The sequence below is a fragment of the Pseudomonas sp. P42 genome (assembly GCF_017973755.1).
GTDB classification, from domain to species: Bacteria; Pseudomonadota; Gammaproteobacteria; order Pseudomonadales; family Pseudomonadaceae; genus Aquipseudomonas; species Aquipseudomonas iridis.
Genome location: NZ_JACOPU010000006.1, coordinates 498,796 through 516,815, shown reverse-complemented (window position 1 = coordinate 516,815; position 18,020 = coordinate 498,796). Strand labels below are relative to the sequence as shown.

The 18,020-nt window shown below is 58.2% G+C and carries 12 protein-coding genes; 2 read left to right on the top strand and 10 right to left on the bottom strand.

Annotated elements, in window-relative coordinates:
- Positions 1 to 87 precede the first annotated feature (87 nt).
- From H8B20_RS21670 to H8B20_RS21625, 10 genes are all read right to left on the bottom strand, one after another.
- Complete coding sequence (locus tag H8B20_RS21670) at positions 88 to 1,758, bottom strand: ATP-binding protein (RefSeq protein WP_210624560.1); 1,671 nt, start codon at positions 1,756 to 1,758, stop codon at positions 88 to 90.
- The gene (locus tag H8B20_RS21665) at positions 1,755 to 3,254 is read right to left on the bottom strand and encodes an ATPase domain-containing protein (protein ID WP_210624559.1); all 1,500 of its coding nucleotides are present in this window, start codon (positions 3,252 to 3,254) and stop codon (positions 1,755 to 1,757) included. The genes H8B20_RS21670 and H8B20_RS21665 overlap by 4 nt, the downstream gene beginning before the upstream one ends.
- A gap of 157 nt (positions 3,255 to 3,411) precedes the next feature.
- The gene (locus H8B20_RS21660; RefSeq protein WP_210624558.1) at positions 3,412 to 4,467 is read right to left on the bottom strand and encodes a tetratricopeptide repeat protein; all 1,056 of its coding nucleotides are present in this window, start codon (positions 4,465 to 4,467) and stop codon (positions 3,412 to 3,414) included.
- Positions 4,468 to 4,716: 249 nt separating this feature from the next.
- Entirely contained in the window at positions 4,717 to 6,138 is a 1,422-nt protein-coding gene (locus H8B20_RS21655; protein WP_210624557.1) for an efflux transporter outer membrane subunit, read from the bottom strand.
- The gene (locus tag H8B20_RS21650; protein ID WP_042559280.1) at positions 6,135 to 9,326 is read right to left on the bottom strand and encodes an efflux RND transporter permease subunit; all 3,192 of its coding nucleotides are present in this window, start codon (positions 9,324 to 9,326) and stop codon (positions 6,135 to 6,137) included. The genes H8B20_RS21655 and H8B20_RS21650 overlap by 4 nt, the downstream gene beginning before the upstream one ends.
- Before the next feature lie 15 nt (positions 9,327 to 9,341).
- Positions 9,342 to 10,595 carry a multidrug efflux RND transporter periplasmic adaptor subunit MexE gene (gene mexE / locus H8B20_RS21645; protein WP_210624556.1) on the bottom strand — a complete coding sequence of 418 codons (1,254 nt, stop codon included), beginning with the start codon at positions 10,593 to 10,595 and terminating at the stop codon, positions 9,342 to 9,344.
- A 274-nt stretch (positions 10,596 to 10,869) separates the two neighbouring features.
- Positions 10,870 to 11,322, bottom strand: a complete 453-nt coding sequence (locus H8B20_RS21640; protein WP_210624555.1) for a DUF805 domain-containing protein — start codon at positions 11,320 to 11,322, stop codon at positions 10,870 to 10,872.
- A 15-nt stretch (positions 11,323 to 11,337) separates the two neighbouring features.
- Positions 11,338 to 11,685, bottom strand: a complete 348-nt coding sequence (locus tag H8B20_RS21635) for a DUF4190 domain-containing protein (protein WP_210624554.1) — start codon at positions 11,683 to 11,685, stop codon at positions 11,338 to 11,340.
- Positions 11,686 to 11,876: 191 nt separating this feature from the next.
- The gene (locus H8B20_RS21630) at positions 11,877 to 13,616 is read right to left on the bottom strand and encodes a dipeptidase (RefSeq protein WP_210624553.1); all 1,740 of its coding nucleotides are present in this window, start codon (positions 13,614 to 13,616) and stop codon (positions 11,877 to 11,879) included.
- A 170-nt stretch (positions 13,617 to 13,786) separates the two neighbouring features.
- Positions 13,787 to 14,701, bottom strand: coding sequence for a LysR family transcriptional regulator (locus tag H8B20_RS21625; RefSeq protein ID WP_042559271.1), 915 nt, complete (start codon positions 14,699 to 14,701; stop codon positions 13,787 to 13,789).
- 269 nt (positions 14,702 to 14,970) lie between these two features.
- On the opposite strand from H8B20_RS21625, the gene H8B20_RS21620 reads away from it, so the two are divergent.
- A complete protein-coding gene (locus H8B20_RS21620) occupies positions 14,971 to 15,993 on the top strand; it encodes a zinc-dependent alcohol dehydrogenase family protein (protein ID WP_047301189.1) in 1,023 nt (340 codons plus the stop codon).
- A 550-nt stretch (positions 15,994 to 16,543) separates the two neighbouring features.
- Complete coding sequence (locus H8B20_RS21615) at positions 16,544 to 17,998, top strand: hypothetical protein (RefSeq protein WP_210624552.1); 1,455 nt, start codon at positions 16,544 to 16,546, stop codon at positions 17,996 to 17,998.
- Positions 17,999 to 18,020: the final 22 nt, after the last annotated feature.

Here is an 18,020-nt window from a genome sequence, read left to right as displayed (position 1 = left end):
AGAGCTGCCGCAGGCTGCGATCTTTTGACTTTGTTTCAAGATCAAAAGATCGCAGTCTTCGGCAGCCCTTACCGCTTTTTTGAGGCTTCAGCTTTTGATCATCTCTCGCACCTTGGCGGTCAACAGATCAAAGGTGAACGGCTTGGTGATCATCTGCATTCCCGAATCCAGGAAACCACCGCGCACCGCCGCATGCTCGGCGTATCCGGTGATGAACAGAATCTTGAGCTCCGGCCGGTATTGCCGGCCAATCTCAGCCAACTGACGACCATTCATCCCCGGCAAACCGACGTCGCTGATCAACAGATCGATGCGCTGCGTCGAGTTGAGAATCGGCATTGCGCCGTCGGCATCTCCAGCTTCCAGAAACGCATACCCCAACTCACTGAGCACCGCGCTGACCAGCACGCGTACGGCCGGGTCGTCTTCGACAATCAGCACGGTTTCGCCATCTATTGCATTCGGCGATTGCTGGATGTCGGACGCGGGTTGCTCAAGTTCTTCGCCACGGTAACGCGGCAGGTAAAGTCTGACGGTCGTGCCCTGATCGACTTCGCTGTCGATCGACACATGGCCGCGCGACTGCTTGCTGAAGCCGTAAATCATCGACAGACCCAAGCCTGTGCCTTGGCCGATCGGCTTGGTGGTGAAAAATGGATCGAACGCGCGACTGATCACACTTTGTGGCATGCCGCTGCCGTTGTCGGTGACGCTTAACATCACATAATCGCCGGGCTCAAGATTGGGGTAAGCCACGGTGAACTCACGATGCAGGACCTGATTGCTGGTCTCGACCACCAGTTTGCCACCTTCGGGCATGGCGTCGCGGGCATTGATGACCAGGTTGAGCAGGGCGCTTTCCAGTTGATTGGGGTCCGCCTCGGCTATCCAGAGTTTTTCGTCCAGCCGCATTTCCAGTTGAATGCTTTCATTGAGACTGCGCTGTAGCAGCTCGCCCATCGACAGCACCAGACTATTCATCTGCACGGCTTTGGAGTCGAGCGATTGCCGACGGGAAAAGGCCAGCAGGCGATGAGTCAGGCTGGCAGCCCGGTTGGCCGAGGTCACGCCCAGGTCGATCAAGCTGTCGAGGTCTTCTGTGCGCCCTCGGGCCAGACGCCGACGAATCAATTCAAGGCTGCCGATAACGCCGGTGAGCATGTTGTTGAAGTCGTGAGCGATACCACCGGTGAGCTGACCGACTGCTTCCATTTTTTGCGACTGACGCAATGCTTCTTCGTTGTGCCGCAGTTGCGCGGTGCGTTCTTCGACTTGCTGTTCGAGGGTTTCCAGTGTCGATTGCAGGCGTCGTTCGCTTTCACTCAGATCGATCAGACGGTCGCGGGCTTCGTACTGTCGTCGCCGACCGCGAAGGGCGGCAGACACCAGGCTGATCAGAGTGGCTGGATGGAACGGCCGTTCAAGGAACGTTACGTTGCCTAACTGATCGCTGAGTCGAGAGGAGGGGCCCTGTTCCTGTCCGCCGTGATGAGTGAGCAAAATGGTCGGTAAATCCGACCATGCTGGCTGCTCTTCCAGATACACAAACAGCGTTTCCAGTTCCGGGCCGCGCAACGCTTCGGCAGCGATCAGCACCAGTCCGGCACCGATTTCCAGTTGCGCACACAGTTCGGCGAGATTCGGTGTGATCAGGCCGTGATACCCGGCCTCGTTGAGGATCATCAGCGCAATTTGGCTGTCGCGACCCATGGGCGCCAAAATCAGCGCCCGTTCGGCGAGCGGCACTGAGCCAGTCATAAGCGTTCCTGCAACAGCGGTTTTTTCTCACCGAGGTAAGTCGGGACGCCACGCAGTACGCCCTGAAAGGCTTCCAGCGGTTCGCCAATGATCATGCCATTCGACGAAATAAGGTATTCGCGAATCGTCGATTCGTGGCTGCCGGTGCGCTTCTTGATGATGGAAATGGCGCGGCGCACCTTGCCGATGGCTTCGAAGTAGCGCAACAGAATCACCGTGTCAGCCAGATAGGTAATGTCGACGGGTGCCTGCATGTCGCCGACCAGACCATGCTGGGCGACTGTCATAAATGTCGCCGCCCCTTTGCGGTTCAGATACAGCAGCAATTCGTGCATGTGCAGCACCAAGGCCTTTTCTTCAGGCATGGCTGCCTGATAGCCGTTGATGCTGTCGATCACCACGGTTTTGATCTGGCCTTCGTCAACGCACCGACGTACGCGATGGGAGAACTCACCCGGAGACAGCTCGGCGGCATCCACTTGTTCGATCAGCAGGTTGCCGGTGGCGCGCAGGGCCTTGAGATCGATACCGATGTTCTTCATCCGCTCGAAAAGCAGTTCCAGCTCTTCGTCAAAGATGAACAACGCCGCTTTTTCCCCGCGTGCCACAGCAGCGGCGGCGAAGATCATCGAGATCAGCGATTTGCCCGTACCCGCCGGGCCCAGAATCAATGTGCTTGATCCCGTCTCGATGCCGCCACCGAGCAGCGCGTCCAGCTCTTTGATACCGCTGGTCAATTGCAGTCGCGGGTAGTCGCCGCGATGTTCGGCTGCGACCAGTCGTGGGAACACATGAACGCCATCGCCCATGATGGTGAAGTCGTGATAACCGCCGCGGTACTTTTGGCCACGGTACTTCACTATCCGTACTCGGCGACGCTCGGCGCCATAGTTGGGGGTGATTTCTTCCAGGCGAATCACACCGTGGGCAACGCTGTGGACGGTTTTGTCGAGAGACTCGGTGGTCAAGTCGTCGAGCAGCAGAACCGTCGCGTTGTAACGCACGAAGTAGTGCTTGATTGCCAGAATCTGTCGGCGGTAGCGCAAGGAGCTTTGTGCGAGCAGACGGATCTCAGACAGGCTGTCGAGTACTACGCGGGTCGGTTTGAAGCGTTCGACCGCTTCGAATATCTGCTTGGTGGCTTCGCCCAATTCCAGATCTGAGGAGTACAGCAAACTCTGCTGGTGCTCTGCATTAAGCAGGCTTTCCGGGGGCGTCAGCTCGAAGATGTTGATGTTTTCATCCAGGTCCCAGCCGTGGGACAGCGCACCTTGGCGCAATTCACGCTCGGTTTCCGAGAGCGTGATGTACAACGAGCGTTCACCGGCTTTCGCGCCAGCCATCAGAAAATGCAAAGCGACCGTGGTTTTGCCGGTGCCGGGCTCACCCTCCAGCAAAAATACATGACCGCGAGACAAGCCACCGGCGAGGATGTCATCCAGGCCTTCGACTCCGGTGGCGGCTTTTTCACTGATCAACTCGTTAGATGTAGACAAAAAATACCCTCTCATGACTAGGGGAAGCGAGGCAGCCGTCTAGGGTGGACTGCCTGTTTACTTGACCTGTAGCCGTGATGGCAGTTCCGCTTTTTCTTTCAGGAAGGCTGGAAATTTGCTGTGGCGAGCGGATTTGTCCCCTCACCACAGGACAATCTCAGAGGCCTTGCTGTATTGCCGGATCGTCGGGGTTCAACTGTTCAAGCTGGGCGAGCAGTATCTGCACATTCTGCAATTGCCCGCTTTCTTTCCAGTAGTTGATCAGCAGCACCCGCGCCTTGCGATCGGCCGGATGGCGCTGGACGATTTCCTGCAGTTGCTTTTGCGCCGCTTCCAGTTCTTCTGCGCTGTGAAGAGTGGTGGCGAGGTCGTAGCGGTAATCTTTGTTGTCCGGCTCCAGCTCAACCGCTTTGGACAGACCGAGCAGGGCGTATTCGCGCTGACCATGGTGCAGCAACCACAGCCCCAGGGCATGTTGCAGATAGGCGGAGTCAGGCTGGGCTTGAAGCTTTTGCGCGAGCAACTGTCGCGCGGCGTCGGCCTGCCCCTGGCGGTCGAGCACATCGATCTGCATCACCAGCGCCGGCAGGTTGCCGGGGTCCAGGCGCAGCGCATTCTCCAATGCATGCTGTGCCTCTTTGAGCTCTGCGTTATGCAGATGCAGACGCGCCAGTTGCGCATAAGAGGCGGCGCTCGGCGGTTGATCCTTGAGTGCTTGCTCCCAGCCGTCGATGGCCTGCTGCAACGGCGCAAAATACAGCCCGAGTTCATCCGGGGTCAGGCCGAGCAGGGCGTTGATCGCGGCAAACCGAACAGTCGGTTCCTCATCATCAAGCATCGGCCCGAGCAACAGACTGCGTTGCCCACCTGGCACGAGTCCAATCACACTTTTGATCGCTGCCACCCGCACCTCGGGTGCTTCGTGCTGCAGGTCCGCGTCGGCCAGTTTCAGCGCCTGTGGGCTCGGGTAATTGGGCAGTTCGCCGTGTAGCCAGACGCGGCGCTTGACCGACAGATCCGGCCGGCCCAATTGCTGATACAGCCGACGCGCCGCCCCCGGTTCACCGGTTCGGGCAGCGCCCAGCGCTTCGCTGTAGCCGTGCTTGATCGCGTCCGGAATCACCGGCGTGGTGCTGCGCAGGGCTAGCCACGCCACGACGACAATAAGCACGAGCCCAAGGCAGATAAGCAGATAGCGGCGAGACTGAGGCATGCGGGTTTCCGAAAACAGACGTACTTGAGCAGAGCGGCAAGCTTCGGTCAGCTCGGGCCGTGAGTCAAACCCGAGCATGGGAATCGTGACGCAATCCCCTCTAGGAGCTGCGGAACGCATTTCAAATGGCGGAGCCACTTTGGCCTCTCCTGCAATTGCGGGCATAAAAAAGCCCCGCGACCGAATGATACGCGGGGCAAAAAATTGGTTGGTTGCGGCCAACCAAAGGAGCTCTTTAACAATCAATGGTTACTTGCTGGCGACCGTCTCCGGCTGCCAGCCACCGCCGAGAGCTTTGTAGATCGCGACAATCCCGCGATACAGATCCACTTCGGCCTGGGCCTGGCTGTCTTCGGCATTCAGCCGTTCACGCTGGGCGTCGAGTAGCACCAGGAAATCTGTGGTGCCTTCGCGATAGCGAATCTCTGCCAAGTCGGCTGCGTTGCGGCTCGATTCACTCTGGCGGATCAGCGAGATCAGGCGTTGCTGACGTTTGCCGTAGTCGCTGAAGGCGTTTTCCGACTCTTCCAGTGCCAGCAGCACTTGTTGCTCGTAGGTCGCCAGCGCGCCCTCGGCATCCGCATCGGCACCGCGCAAACGCGCTCGCACGCTGCCGAGATCGAATGCTGCCCAGGTGATGCTCGGGCCGAGTGCCCAGGCATTGGCCGCCGAGGAACCGATCTGCGAACCACGCCCGGCCGTCCAGCCGAGGAAGCCGCTGAGGCTGACCCGTGGGAACAGATCCGCTTTCGCCACGCCAATTCGCGCTGTGGCTGAAGCGAGTTGGCGTTCAGCACTGAGAATGTCCGGACGACGTTGCAGCAGTTCGCCCGGGTTGCCGATTGGCAAGGCCTTGGCAATTGCCGGCAAGTCTTTTGGACTCAGGTCGACGGTCAGTTTGTCCGGACGCTCACCCAGCAGGGTGGCGATGCGGTTTTTCTGCCGAACCTGCTCGGCTTGCAGTTGCGGCACGCTGGCTTCGACCGAGGCCAGACGCGCATCGGCACGTTCGACATCGAGCTGATCGCCAACGCCGGCATCACGCAGGCTGATGGTGATCTTGCGTGACTCCTGCTGGTTGTCCAGGTTGGCCACCGCGATTTTTTCGCGCAGTTGTGCGCCACGCAGTTGACCGTAGGCGTCCACCAGTTCGGCAATCATGGTGACTTGCAGTTGGTACAGATCGGCTTCGGCGGCCTGCTGATCGGCATCGCTGGCTTCCAGATTGCGCTGGATGCGCCCGAACAGGTCCAGCTCCCAGGCCATGTCCAGGCCCAGGTCATAGCGTTCACTGCTGACCCGATTGGTGGTCTGGCCGGGGATTTGCCCCTTGGCCAGATCACTGCTGGCGCGGCTGGTGATGGTCGGCATGATGTCATTGCTGGCGTCATCGCGGATCGCCCGTGCGGCTTTCCAGCGGGCAAACGCCACGCGCAGTTCACGGTTGCCTTGCAGCGATTGCGTCACCAACTGGTTGAGGGTCGGATCGTCGAACTGCTGCCACCAGATGCCTTCGAACTTCGAACGGTCAAAGTTCTTCTGACCGTTTGCGCCGTCGGTGGCGGTCGTGATGTTGGCCGCCTCCGTCGCCGGGGTCTTGTAGTCGGGGCCGACGGCGCAGGCGCTCAGGGCCAGCACCAGCAGACTCGGCAGGAAGACTTTCAGACTCATTGTTGCGCCTCCAGTGGCTTTTGAAGAGAGTGCGCCTTGGCCGCTTTGCGGGCTTCGCCGCGTTCGACAAAGTTACGAATCAATACGTAGAACACTGGCGTCAGCAACAGACCGAAGAAGGTCACCCCGAGCATCCCGGAGAACACCGCCACACCCATCGCGTGACGCATCTCGGCACCGGCACCGCTGGAGAACACCAGTGGCACCACACCCATGATGAACGCGAAGGAGGTCATCAGGATCGGCCGCAGACGCAGACGGCAGGCTTCCAGTACCGCCGCGAGCGGATCCAGGCCTTCTTCCTGTTTATCCTTGGCGAACTCGACGATCAGAATCGCGTTCTTACACGCAAGTCCCACCAGTACGATCAGTCCGATCTGGGTGAAGATGTTGTTGTCGCCGCCAGAGATGATCACACCGGTAATGGCGGACAGCAGGGTCATCGGTACGATCAGGATCACCGCCAGTGGCAGGCTCCAGCTTTCGTATTGAGCCGCGAGTACCAGGAACGCCAGCAGTACGCAGAGCGGGAACACGAACAGTGCGGTGTTGCCGGACAGAATCTGCTGGTAGGTCAGGTCGGTCCATTCGTAGGTCATGCCGTTCGGAAGTTCTTCCTTGAGCAGTTTCTCGATGGCTTTTTCGGCCTGGCCAGAGCTGTAGCCGGGGGCTGCCGCACCGTTGATTTCTGCGGTAATGAAGCCGTTGTAGTGCATCACGCGATCCGGACCCGAGGTGTCGCTGACCTTGATGAAGGTCGCCAGCGGGATCATTTCGCCTTTGTTGTTACGCACTTTCAGCTGACCGATCTGATCGGATTCGAGGCGGAACTGTTGCTCGGCCTGAACGTTGACCTGATAGGTGCGTCCGAAACGGTTGAAGTCGTTGGCATACAGCGAACCCAGGTAGATCTGCAGGGTGTCGAAGATGTCGCTGACCGCCACGCCATGAGTCTTGGCTTTCTCGCGGTCGATCGCTGCATCGACCTGCGGCACGTTCACGGTGTAACTGGTGAACAGGCCAGCCAGTTCCGGCACGTTGTGGCTCTTGTTGATGATGTTCATGGTTTCTTTGTACAGCTCGTCGTAGCCCAGGTTGCCCCGGTCTTCGATTTGCAGGCGGAAACCACCGATGGTGCCCAGACCTTGTACCGGCGGCGGCGGGAAGATCGCCATGTACGCCTCTTGAATGTTCGCGAACTGGCCGTTCAGGGCGCCGGCGATTGCTCCGGCGGACATGCTCGGGTCTTTACGTTCGTCGAACGGTTTCAGGGTCACGAACACGATGCCGGCGTTCGGGCTGTTGGTGAAGCCGTTGATCGACAGGCCCGGGAACGCGACTGCACTTTCCACGCCCGGCTGTTTCAGCGCCATATCGGACATGCGCTTGATCACGTCTTCAGTGCGATCCAGGCTCGAGGCGTCCGGCAATTGCGCGAAAGCCACCAGGTATTGCTTGTCCTGGCCGGGTACAAAACCGGTCGGGGTATGCGAGAACCCGAAGAAGGTCAGCACCATCAGGCCTGCGTACAAGATCAGGGCGATACCACTGCTGCGGATAACCCGAGCCACCGTGCCGACGTAGCCATGGCTGGCACGTTCGAAGAAGCGGTTGAACGGGCGGAACAGCCAGCCACCGAAGATCTTGTCGAGCACTCTGGAGAAGCGGTCTTTCGGTGCGTCATGACTTTTCAGCAATACAGCGGCCAGTGCCGGCGACAGGGTCAGCGAGTTGAACGCCGAGATCACGGTCGAGATTGCGATGGTCAGTGCGAACTGCTTATAGAACTGACCGGTGAGGCCGGAGATGAACGCCGCCGGAATGAACACCGCACACAGCACCAGTGCCGTGGCAACGATCGGCCCGGTCACTTCACGCATGGCGCGTTTGGTGGCTTCGACCGGTGTGAGTCCGAGTCCGATGTTTCGCTCGACGTTCTCCACCACCACGATGGCGTCATCCACCACGATACCGATGGCCAACACCAGGCCGAACAGCGACAGGGCATTGAGTGAGAAGCCGAACAGGTGCATCACCGCAAACGTACCGATCAACGATACCGGCACCGCCACCAAGGGAATGATCGAGGCGCGCCAGGTTTGCAGGAACAGGATCACCACCAGGACCACGAGGATCAGCGCTTCGAAAAGGGTGTGAACCACTGCTTCGATCGAGCCGCGCACGAAGATCGTCGGGTCATAGACGATGCTGTAATCCATGCCTTGCGGGAAGCCTTTCTTCAGCTCATCCATTTTCGCCCGAACGTCATTCGAGATGTCGATGGCGTTGGAGCCTGGACGCTGGAAGATCGGGATCGCCACCGCCGGCTGGTTGTTCAGCAGCGAACGCAATGCGTACTGGCTGGAACCCAGTTCAATGCGAGCGATGTCTTTAAGTCGAGTGATCTCACCGTCGTCACCTGCACGAATGACGATGTTTTCGAACTCTTCCTCGGTGACCAGTCGGCCCTGAGTGTTGACCGACAGCTGGAAGCTCTGTGCAGTCGGGGCAGGGGGCGCACCCAGTTGGCCGGCGGCTACCTGGCGGTTCTGTTCACGAATGGCGGTAACCACATCGGTAGCGGTCAGATTGCGCGAAGCGGTTTTGTTCGGATCAAGCCAGACACGTAGCGAGTAATCGCCCATGCCGAACAGTTGCACATCACCGACACCGCTCAGACGAGCGAGCTCATCCTTGATGTTGAGGATCGCGTAGTTGGACAGGTAGAGCATGTCGTAACGCTTGTCCGGGGAGGTCAAGTGCACAACCATGGTCAGGTCAGGTGAAGCTTTGTCGACGGTGATACCGATGCGTGTCACTTCCTCGGGAAGTTTCGGCTCGGTTCGGGTGACCCGGTTTTGTACCTGCACCTGCGCGTTGTCCAGGTCAGTGCCCAGGGCGAAGGTGATGGTCAGGGTAATCTTGCCGTCAGCGGTCGATTGCGAGGACATGTACAGCATGTTCTCGACGCCGGTGATGGCTTGCTCCAGAGGAGCCGCCACGGTTTCACCGATGACTTTTGGGTTGGCGCCCGGGAAGTTTGCACGCACCACCACGGTCGGTGGCACGACTTCCGGGTATTCGCTGATCGGTAACTGGAACAGCGAAATCGCACCGGCGATCAGGATCAGCAGCGACAGCACCGCTGCGAAGATCGGCCGTGAAATGAAGAATTGGGAAAAATTCATCGGAGTTGTCGTCCCTTAACCGCGTGGGGTCGTAGCGGCCAGCTTCGCAACCGAACCGGACGCGCCTTTGGCAGGCGTGACTTTAGGCAGGTTGCTGGCTTCCAGCGCTTGACGTTGTTGAGCGAGTGCCGCGATGGTTTGCTCGCTGGCCATCGGGACGACTTCAGGCGTCACCGGTGAGCCAGGGCGTACGCGTTGCAGGCCCTTGACGATGATGGTGTCGTCTTTGTTCAGGCCGCTACGGACGATCCGCAGGCCTTCGATTTTCGGGCCGAGTTCAACGGCGCGGTAAACGGTCTTGTTGTCCGCATCCATCACCAGCACGAACTTCTTGCCCAGATCGGTACCGACGGCTTCGTCGTTGATCAACATGGCGTCGTAGGTGCCACTGCCCACCAGTTTCAGGCGTGCATACAGGCCCGGGGTATAAGTGCCATCGCTGTTGTCGAACACCGCGCGACCACGGATGGTGCCGGTTTTCGGATTGACCTGGTTGTCGATGAAGTTCATCTGACCCAGGTGCGGATTGCCATCCTCATTGGACAGACCCATGTACACCGGGGTGGTGGCTCCGCGCTGACCCTGACGGGCGAGTTGGGTGTATTTGAGGAATACACGCTCATCAGCGTCGAAGTAGGCGTAGACCTTATCGGTAGAAACCACGCTGGTGAGTGGCGTGGTGTCGGCGGTTACCAGGTTGCCGGCGGTGATTTCGGCACGGCTGACGCGGCCGCTGATGGGTGCGGTCACGCGGGTGAAGCTCAGGTTCAGCCTGGCCAGATCCAGTTGCGCTTGCAGTGCACCAACGGCGGCGCGGGCTTCTTGTGCGGCGCTGGTACGCGAGTCGGCGAGTTCGGCGGAGATTGCGTTGCTGGTACGCAGACGTTCACCTCGGGCGGCTTCGTTTTGGCTGCGAGTGGCATTGGCGCGTGATTGAGCAACCAGGGCTTCGAGGCGGCGAACCTCAGCCTGGAATGGACGCGGATCGATCTGGAACAGCAGGTCGCCTTTCTTCACCAGTGCGCCTTCAGTGAAAGCAACCTGGTCGATCTGGCCAGAAACCCGTGGGCGGATATCAACGGTTTCCGGCGCTTCGAGGCGCCCGGTGAATTCGTCCCACTCGTTGACCGGTTGTTCCAGCACCTTGGCCACGCTGACTTTGGCAGCAGGGGGGGCGGCTGCGGTTTCCGGATTTTTGCCGCAAGCGCTCATCACCAGTACGGCCAGCAAGGCCAACGGGAAGCGCAAATGTTTAAGTGACTGTTCCATGGAATGCATCCGCCAAGTATTGAAGATGGGCGGATGATGCTCGGCGGCTAGTTAGCAAACGAATCGAATGAGGCAAAGGTAACTATCATTCGGAATGATATAAGCCCCGAGCGAGCCCTCTAGCATGCACCTTTCGTTAGGGTGCTATCAATCTGATTGATGGCAATTCTGTTTTGCGCGACCAGTAAAGGTGCAGCTACTTGTAGGGGGAGGGATTTCAGAAACAAAGAGACGGCCATGAAGGCCGTCTCGATCAGCGATATGCCGATGTGTATCAGTTGTTGCCTTTACGGTTCTCGCCGAAACGATTCGGGCCCGGCTGGCTGTCTTGCGCAAGGAACACCAGGTTGACGATAGGCAGCAGCAACCACCAGCCGCTGCGATCGGTGTCGTGCATGCGACGGACACCTACTGCGATCGATGGCAGGAGGATCGCGAGGCTGTAGAGGTTGTACAGCATGCCTTTGGTGTTCAGCATGGCATCAATGGCGATGATGCCAAAAGAGATTCCCAGGTTGATCAGAAAGAACATCCAGTACTCGCGGCGAGTGGCGCGGCCGCGGAACACTACGTAATTTCTCCACGCCTCGACGTACGGGTTTCCCGTTGTAATGGCTGGGGCACTTGGGTAGGACTGTTGGGTGGCTTGAGGCGCCCCGCACTGTGGGCAAGCCACGGCCAAAGTGCTTATTTCCTTGGCGCAACCGCGGCAGAAAACCATGCTCATATTTTTTCCCTAAAATTATTCAATCGATAGACAGAGCAAAACGAACGCAGTAAGGCCTGACAAAACAATGCCGGCGATCGCGAGGTTTCTTCCTGAGTGTTTTTGGTTGATGCAGGTGATGCCGCAAGCTAGAGCTGCGATGCAGAAAACTCCCACACCGAGGATCGTCTCACTGTCCCATTCGGAGTCATCAAACAGGGTGAGTGCGCAGATAATCCCGAAGATCAGTGAAACGATGGCCAGCCAAGGTGTTTCGGCTTGAGTTTGCGGCACATGGGCCTGCTGGACAGCCCCGCATTGGGGGCAGTTGAGCGCCGTTTCGTGAAGCTCCTTGGCGCAAGCACGACAATAGACCATTGCCATCGTTTTCCTTAACTGAGTGCTGAAACCCGGCCTTCCATCCGGCGGGGCGCGCTAAGTTAAACTTTATTACCAAATTTGTCATCCGGCACTTTGCCATTACCCATCATGGCTGTTCAAAGCAGTGCTTTAGAAGTGCGTTGCGGGGGATTGTGAGCGGTGGCGAGGGAGTTCGATCCCTCGCCACGCGTGCATCAGAGCTTAGGCAGCTGACCGATTCGACCAATCATTTCCGTCACGATCTGCAGATCAAGCTGGAATTGCTCCACGGTCTTGAATTCACCGTCGGTGTGACCGGTGTATTTGACCTCTGGCCGGGCCAGACCGAACTGCACGCCGTTGGGCAGTTCATGCACCGAGGTCGCGCCGGCGGAAGTGCCGAACTCGTGTTTCATGCCCAGATTTTCAGTGGCCACCGCCAGCAGGGCTTTGACCCACTCGCCCTCTGGATTGCGGTACATCGGTTCGGCGATCGAATAATCGAAGGCAACGGCAACATGGGTTTTCTTGCTCCACGCCGCCAGTTTCTCGGCGATTTCGGCCTTGAGTTTTTCCGGCGACTTGCCTTTCGGCACGCGCAGGTTGACTGCCAGTTTAAAGGCCTTGTCATCCATTGCGACGTAGGTCAGCGACGTGGTCAGCGGCCCCATGAAGGCGTCGGAGAAACCGACATTCAGCTTGTTGCCCAGGTAATCCAGCCCCCAGTTGTCGGCGGCGTAGCGTGCGGCGTCAGTAATGTGGTTGTGCTTGAGCGCGACCTTGCCATCAAGGCTATTGATGAAGTCAAGCATACGCGCCACCGGATTGACCCCGGATTCGGGCTCGGAGGAGTGCGCGGACACCCCGGTGACCGTCAGCTTCACGTCTTTGCCATCCGCTTTGGCGCTGATCTCGAAGTTGCCGCCATTGCGTTTGGCATAGTCGGCGCCGGCCTTTTGCAGGCTTGCGACGAGTTCGGCAGGTTTGTCCGTAATCAACGTCGCGACGGATGCCGACGGAATCTGGTTGGTCGCCAGGCCACCGGTCATCGAGAGGATTTCTGCGCCTTTGCCCTCAGCCTTGCGCTTGGCAAAGTTGGCCATGACGGTGCCGTAACCTTTCTCGGCAATCACCACCGGGTAACCGCCATCCAGCGCCAGGTTGTAGTTGGGCGTCGGGTTACGCTCGAAGTAGTAGGGGATCGCGTCGCCAGTGGTTTCTTCGGTGGTGTCGACCAACAACTTGAAATTACGTGCCAGCGGCAGCTTTTCTTCCTTGATTACCTTCATGGCATACATCGTCACTACGATGCCGTTCTTGTCATCCTCGGTCCCGCGGCCATACATGCGATCGCCGATCAGAGTGATCTTGAACGGGTCGAGACGAGTACCGTCCTTCAATACCCAGTTCTCCGGCGTCACCGGAACCACATCGGCATGCGCATGAATGCCGACCACTTCATCGCCGGAACCATCGAGGGAAATCTCGTAAACACGGTTGTCGATGTTGCGGAAATTCAGATTGAAAGACTTGGCCAGATCCTTGATCTTCTCTGCGATCTTGATGAATTCCGGATTGTCGTGCTGGGCAACGCCGTCCTTGCGAAAGGTCGGGATTTCCACCAACTCGCGCAGAGTCTCGGTGGCTGCCGCGCTGTACTTCACGCGTGCGTAGATGCCGAGCAGGCGATAGATCTCGTTTTGCTGCTCAGCGGTCAGCGTTTTACTGTCGAGGAAGGCGCCAATGGCCGGACCGATACTGGCTGTTTTCGCTAGATCGCTCTTGGCCACGCTGCCGAGGAACTGCCGGAAATCCGTAGTCGTTTCGGCACTGAAGCTCTTAAGGATTTCAGCGCTTTGCTGCGGGGTGATGTTGGCTTGCGCGGGCGCAATGAAGGCGGATAGACCGGCCAGCATCAGCGTGGTGGCGGCCAGTTTCTTGAAAGGGAAATTCATTACGAAGGGCATTCCTTGGCAGTGCAGTTAATAAAAGAGTGTCTCAATGCTGAGACACATGCCCTTACAAACTACCACTGCAATGCTGCATTGCGGCACCCCTGAAACGGGATCTGTCGCACAGAAATGCAAAAGCGACGCAAAGTTGCAGGTCGCGCGCGGGGGCGTTCTTAGAGACTATCCGGATCCCCAAAAAACATTTGAATCCGCGACCGCAACCAACGCTCGCCCGGATCATTATCCTGCGACCCACGCCAGGCCATGTGCAGTTCAAATGTGCGGGTCGGCAACGGCGGATCTTCTGCGCGGACACCACCCGCAGACGTCAGTGCTTCGGCGGCATAGTCCGGCACGGTCGCGACAATGTCAGTTCCGGCCAGCAGCGTGCTCAAACCATTGAACTGCGGCACGGCCAGTACCACATGGCGTTTGCGGCCGAGTTTCTCCAGTTCTTCATCTATAAAGCCGCTGAGGTCGCCGGCAAACGACACCAGGGCGTGGGGGCGGGCGCAATAGTCGTCGAGGCTCAACGGCCCTGGTACGGTGTCGGCGCGCAACAACTTGGGCGCGCTGCGTCGCAGCACTTTGCGCTTGGCATTGGCTGGCAGGTCGGTGGTGTAGCTGACGCCGATCGAGATTTCGCCGGAAGCCAGCAAGCCCGGCATCAGGATGTAGTTGACCCGGCGCACCACCAGCACAATTCCAGGCGATTCGGCGCGCAGGCGTTTTAGCAGCATCGGCAGCAGGGCGAATTCGACGTCATCCGACAACCCGATCCGAAATACCGAAGTACTGGTGGCCGGATCGAATTCTGCCGCACGGCTGACGGCGGTCGAAATCGAGTCGAGGGCAGGCGAGAGCAGGGCGAAGATTTCCACCGCGCGGGCGGACGGTTCCATGCTCCGGCCGGTGCGTACGAACAAGGGATCATCGAACAGGCTGCGCAGGCGCGAGAGCGCCGCACTGATCGCCGGCTGGCCGAGGAACAACTTCTCGGCGGCGCGGGTCACACTGCGCTCATGCATCAACGTTTCGAATACGATCAACAGGTTCAGGTCGACACGACGCAGGTCATTACGATTCATCTGGAGTCCTGGCAGAGTCATCAAGCTTGACGAGGGCGGCCATATGAGAACAATGGCCGGCATGAATCTTACGGGGAAAGACTGGTACTCTGCACCGGAAAATTCAGCTTTACTCAGACGGTGGCAGCAGTTTTTCAAGGATTTTGCCAATACCGCGCATACTGCGGAATCAATGACAGGCATGTCGACTATTAATAGCCACTGATAGTCTTGGGTTAAAAGCCCAGATAGAGTTCATGGCATTAGAGGTTACTTTGACGAGGTTTGCGATGTCCCGCACGATCCGTTTTCACAAGTTTGGTCCGGCCGAGGTGCTCAAATGCGAAGAGCATGCGGCCGCTCAGCCAGGTCCTGGCGAAGTGCAGGTGCGTGTCGAGGCAATCGGCATCAGTTGGTATGACACGCTGTGGCGCCAGAACCTGGCGTCGTCCCAGGCACGTCTGCCATCAGGCCTTGGCCATGAAATGGCCGGTGTGGTCACGGCGATTGGCGCTGGTGTCGAAGACCTGTCCGTCGGTGACAAGGTCGCCAGTTTCCCGGCCGAAAGTCCGAACGACTATCCCGTCTATGGCGAGTCGATCGTGTTGCCGCGTACTGCGCTGACCCGTTATCCGGATGTGCTCAGCCCGATCGAAGCCAGTGTGCATTACACACCGCTGTTGATCGCCTATTTCGCCTACGCCGATCTGGCGCGGGTCAAACCCGGGCAGTTTGCCTTGGTCACTGACGCCAGCCATTGCGCCGGCCCTTCGTTTGTACAGCTGGGCAAGGCCATGGGCGTGCGCGTCATTGCCGCCACCAAAGAGGCGCAGGAGCGCGAGTACCTGCTGTCTCTGGGTGCGGAAAAGGTGATTGTCACCGAAGAGGAAGATCTGTTGTTGCGAATCAACAAGATCACCGACAACCGTGGCGTCGATGTGGTGTTCGACGGCCTTGGCGGCCCGCAGATGTCGCTGCTTGGCGATGTACTGGCGCCCCGTGGCAGCCTTGTGCTGTACGGCCTTCAGGGTGGGAACCAGACACCGTTTCCGGCCTGCGCAGCGTTCCAGAAGAACATCCAGTTCTTTGTGCACTGCATCGGCAACTTCACCGGCAAGCCGGAGCTGGGTATCGCCCAGGACCACGTCGCCGTGCAACGTGCCCTGCGTGACATCAACCAGTTGACCGCAGACCGCGTGTTGCTTCCGCTCAAGACCCGGGTGTTCCCGTTCAGCGAGTTCGTCGAAGCGCATCGCTACATGGACGAATGCCCATGCCGCGAGCGGGTTGCCCTCCAAATCGAGTCGGCGTAACCCTGGCAATCAGAGTCCGTGGCCCCACGGACTCTTTCGTGTTTATCCCTCCTTGAAAGCAAGCCTCTCTGGTGCCATGTCCGGGACCTGTTCAGCAACTGAACTGGTTTTTGGCCCGGATCTGTATCTTCTAATCGCAATGTAAGCCCTGATAATTGAATGATTACTTTCATCTCAAGGAATGAGCCATGGCTGTGCATTCAATTTGTCCACCTCAACATATAACCCCCAGTTTTGTTAAACACGGCATTCTTTGTTTAATTGCTGTAGGGCTATTCCGAAACGCCTTCTCTTTTTCTTGTAATCACTTGTCGTGGGACGTTGTGGGAAGTTTCCTAGGATTAATTAACAATAAAAAATACCTATGTAAAACAATGGCTTGAGATCTTGTTTTGGCAAAAACAGAGTTTTTGACAGGTCAAATGTTTCAAATAACTACGAATTTGTAAGTGTTAGCATCTGAGCGTCTATTACTTATTGATTAATTGTCGTGCGGACGGTTGGTTTTCTGTCTGCGCGCCATGAAACCTTTTATACCGGGTAAATACCGATGAGCACGATCCACGATCAGGCAATGAATTATGTCTACCAGCAAGTATTGCAGCGGTTGCTGAGTTTTTTCTCACGAGCTGAGCGCACGGCATTGCAGTTGCTGATCCAGCGACTGGCCGTGGCTGCTGGCGGCATGGAAAACATCGGTCAATTCAAAGTGCTGGTTAACCAGACCGGGTCGCGCGACAGCTGTTACACATTGGCGCTGCTGCGGGCAGCGCAATTGAGTATCGCCGGGCGTGCGCCCGGGACGTTTCAGCTACGGGTGGCGACGTTACGCTGGAACGGCAACAGTGACACGGCGCTGAAGAACATGCACCGCAGCTACGGCGCGCTGTTCCTCCATGACGATCCTCGGGTCGAGCTGTTGATGGTGGATCATCGCCAGGTCCTGCCATTCGACCATCAGGCACCGATTTGCGAAGAGGGGCGCGAAACCCATCGTCTAAACCTGCTGCTGCTGGGGCATCGAAGAACCTACAGCGAAGCGCTTGAGTTGTGGGACGACGCTTATTTGGCCACTGCCGAGTACTACGGTCAGATCGCCCGATGGAACAATGGTGTCGATGCCATGATCGGCAGTGAGTCGTTAAACCGCCAGAAGCACTTTCTCGACGGCTTGAGTCGCGCCGTTCAAAAAGCCGCCATTGCCGGTCCGCTGGTGACCTCTGCTGGCTTTGAAACGCTGTTCCCGCTGCTCGACCGGCTGGGTGGTGAATACTATCGCGAGTTCTACACCGAGGAGGAGCGGGTAGCGTGGCGCCCGGAAGGTGAGTTCGAAGCGTGTCGGCGCACCGGTTTCATCAACATCAATGACATGATCGTTGGCAAGCTCGAGGAGCGCTGGCCGTTGCTAAGTGACTTTCTTGGGTTCCAGGCGGACGACCTGAGCCTTTATCAAAGTGACGATGAATATGCAGATCCTCTGGTCGCTGCGCATCTGCGAGGAATGCAGGCGCGATTCATCGAGGGAAGAACCTACGAGGCCGGAGTCGGCGAATACCTGCAAAGCAACCTGGTGACGATGCGTCGCAGACAGGTACCCGAGCCGGTTTGCGAACAGATGCTCGCCCATTTCGGCAATCTGCAGGATCCGCGACAGTTGCGCGTGCAGGCGGAAGGCTGGCTCTCGGCCGGTTTCGATTTGAACGATATCCAGCTGATGTGCCTGCTGTTTGCGCCGTTTGTTGATAGCGGGGCAGGGCTGGAACGGTTTCTGCGCAATTGTCATCCCGGCATGTTGGTGGCACTGCCGGATCTGCACCGGGCAATGCAGGGCCTGCATGCGCCTGAGCAAGTGCTGAAGTGGATGACGGACGTCAGCGGGTTGCCGGTCAAATTGATTGTGCGCCTTTACTCGATGGGACCCGTTAGGTTACTTGCGTGCGGTGACAGCGCCACTGCGGAGGAGGCGGGTGCCGAGCCGACAAACGATCGATCGGCGGAAGGCTGACCGTGAGCCAATCGCCTAACCC

Bases quoted from the DNA above. Each gene is read 5' to 3' on its own strand.
- H8B20_RS21670 (WP_210624560.1), bottom strand. From the start codon at position 1,758: ATGACTGGCTCAGTGCCGCTCGCCGAACGGGCGCTGATTTTGGCGCCC.
- H8B20_RS21660 (WP_210624558.1), bottom strand. From the start codon at position 4,467: ATGCCTCAGTCTCGCCGCTATCTGCTTATCTGCCTTGGGCTCGTGCTT.
- H8B20_RS21655 (WP_210624557.1), bottom strand. From the start codon at position 6,138: ATGAGTCTGAAAGTCTTCCTGCCGAGTCTGCTGGTGCTGGCCCTGAGC.
- H8B20_RS21650 (WP_042559280.1), bottom strand. From the start codon at position 9,326: ATGAATTTTTCCCAATTCTTCATTTCACGGCCGATCTTCGCAGCGGTG.
- mexE (WP_210624556.1), bottom strand. From the start codon at position 10,595: ATGGAACAGTCACTTAAACATTTGCGCTTCCCGTTGGCCTTGCTGGCC.
- H8B20_RS21640 (WP_210624555.1), bottom strand. From the start codon at position 11,322: ATGAGCATGGTTTTCTGCCGCGGTTGCGCCAAGGAAATAAGCACTTTG.
- H8B20_RS21635 (WP_210624554.1), bottom strand. From the start codon at position 11,685: ATGGCAATGGTCTATTGTCGTGCTTGCGCCAAGGAGCTTCACGAAACG.
- H8B20_RS21630 (WP_210624553.1), bottom strand. From the start codon at position 13,616: ATGAATTTCCCTTTCAAGAAACTGGCCGCCACCACGCTGATGCTGGCC.
- H8B20_RS21625 (WP_042559271.1), bottom strand. From the start codon at position 14,701: ATGAATCGTAATGACCTGCGTCGTGTCGACCTGAACCTGTTGATCGTA.
- H8B20_RS21620 (WP_047301189.1), top strand. From the start codon at position 14,971: ATGTCCCGCACGATCCGTTTTCACAAGTTTGGTCCGGCCGAGGTGCTC.
- H8B20_RS21615 (WP_210624552.1), top strand. From the start codon at position 16,544: ATGAGCACGATCCACGATCAGGCAATGAATTATGTCTACCAGCAAGTA.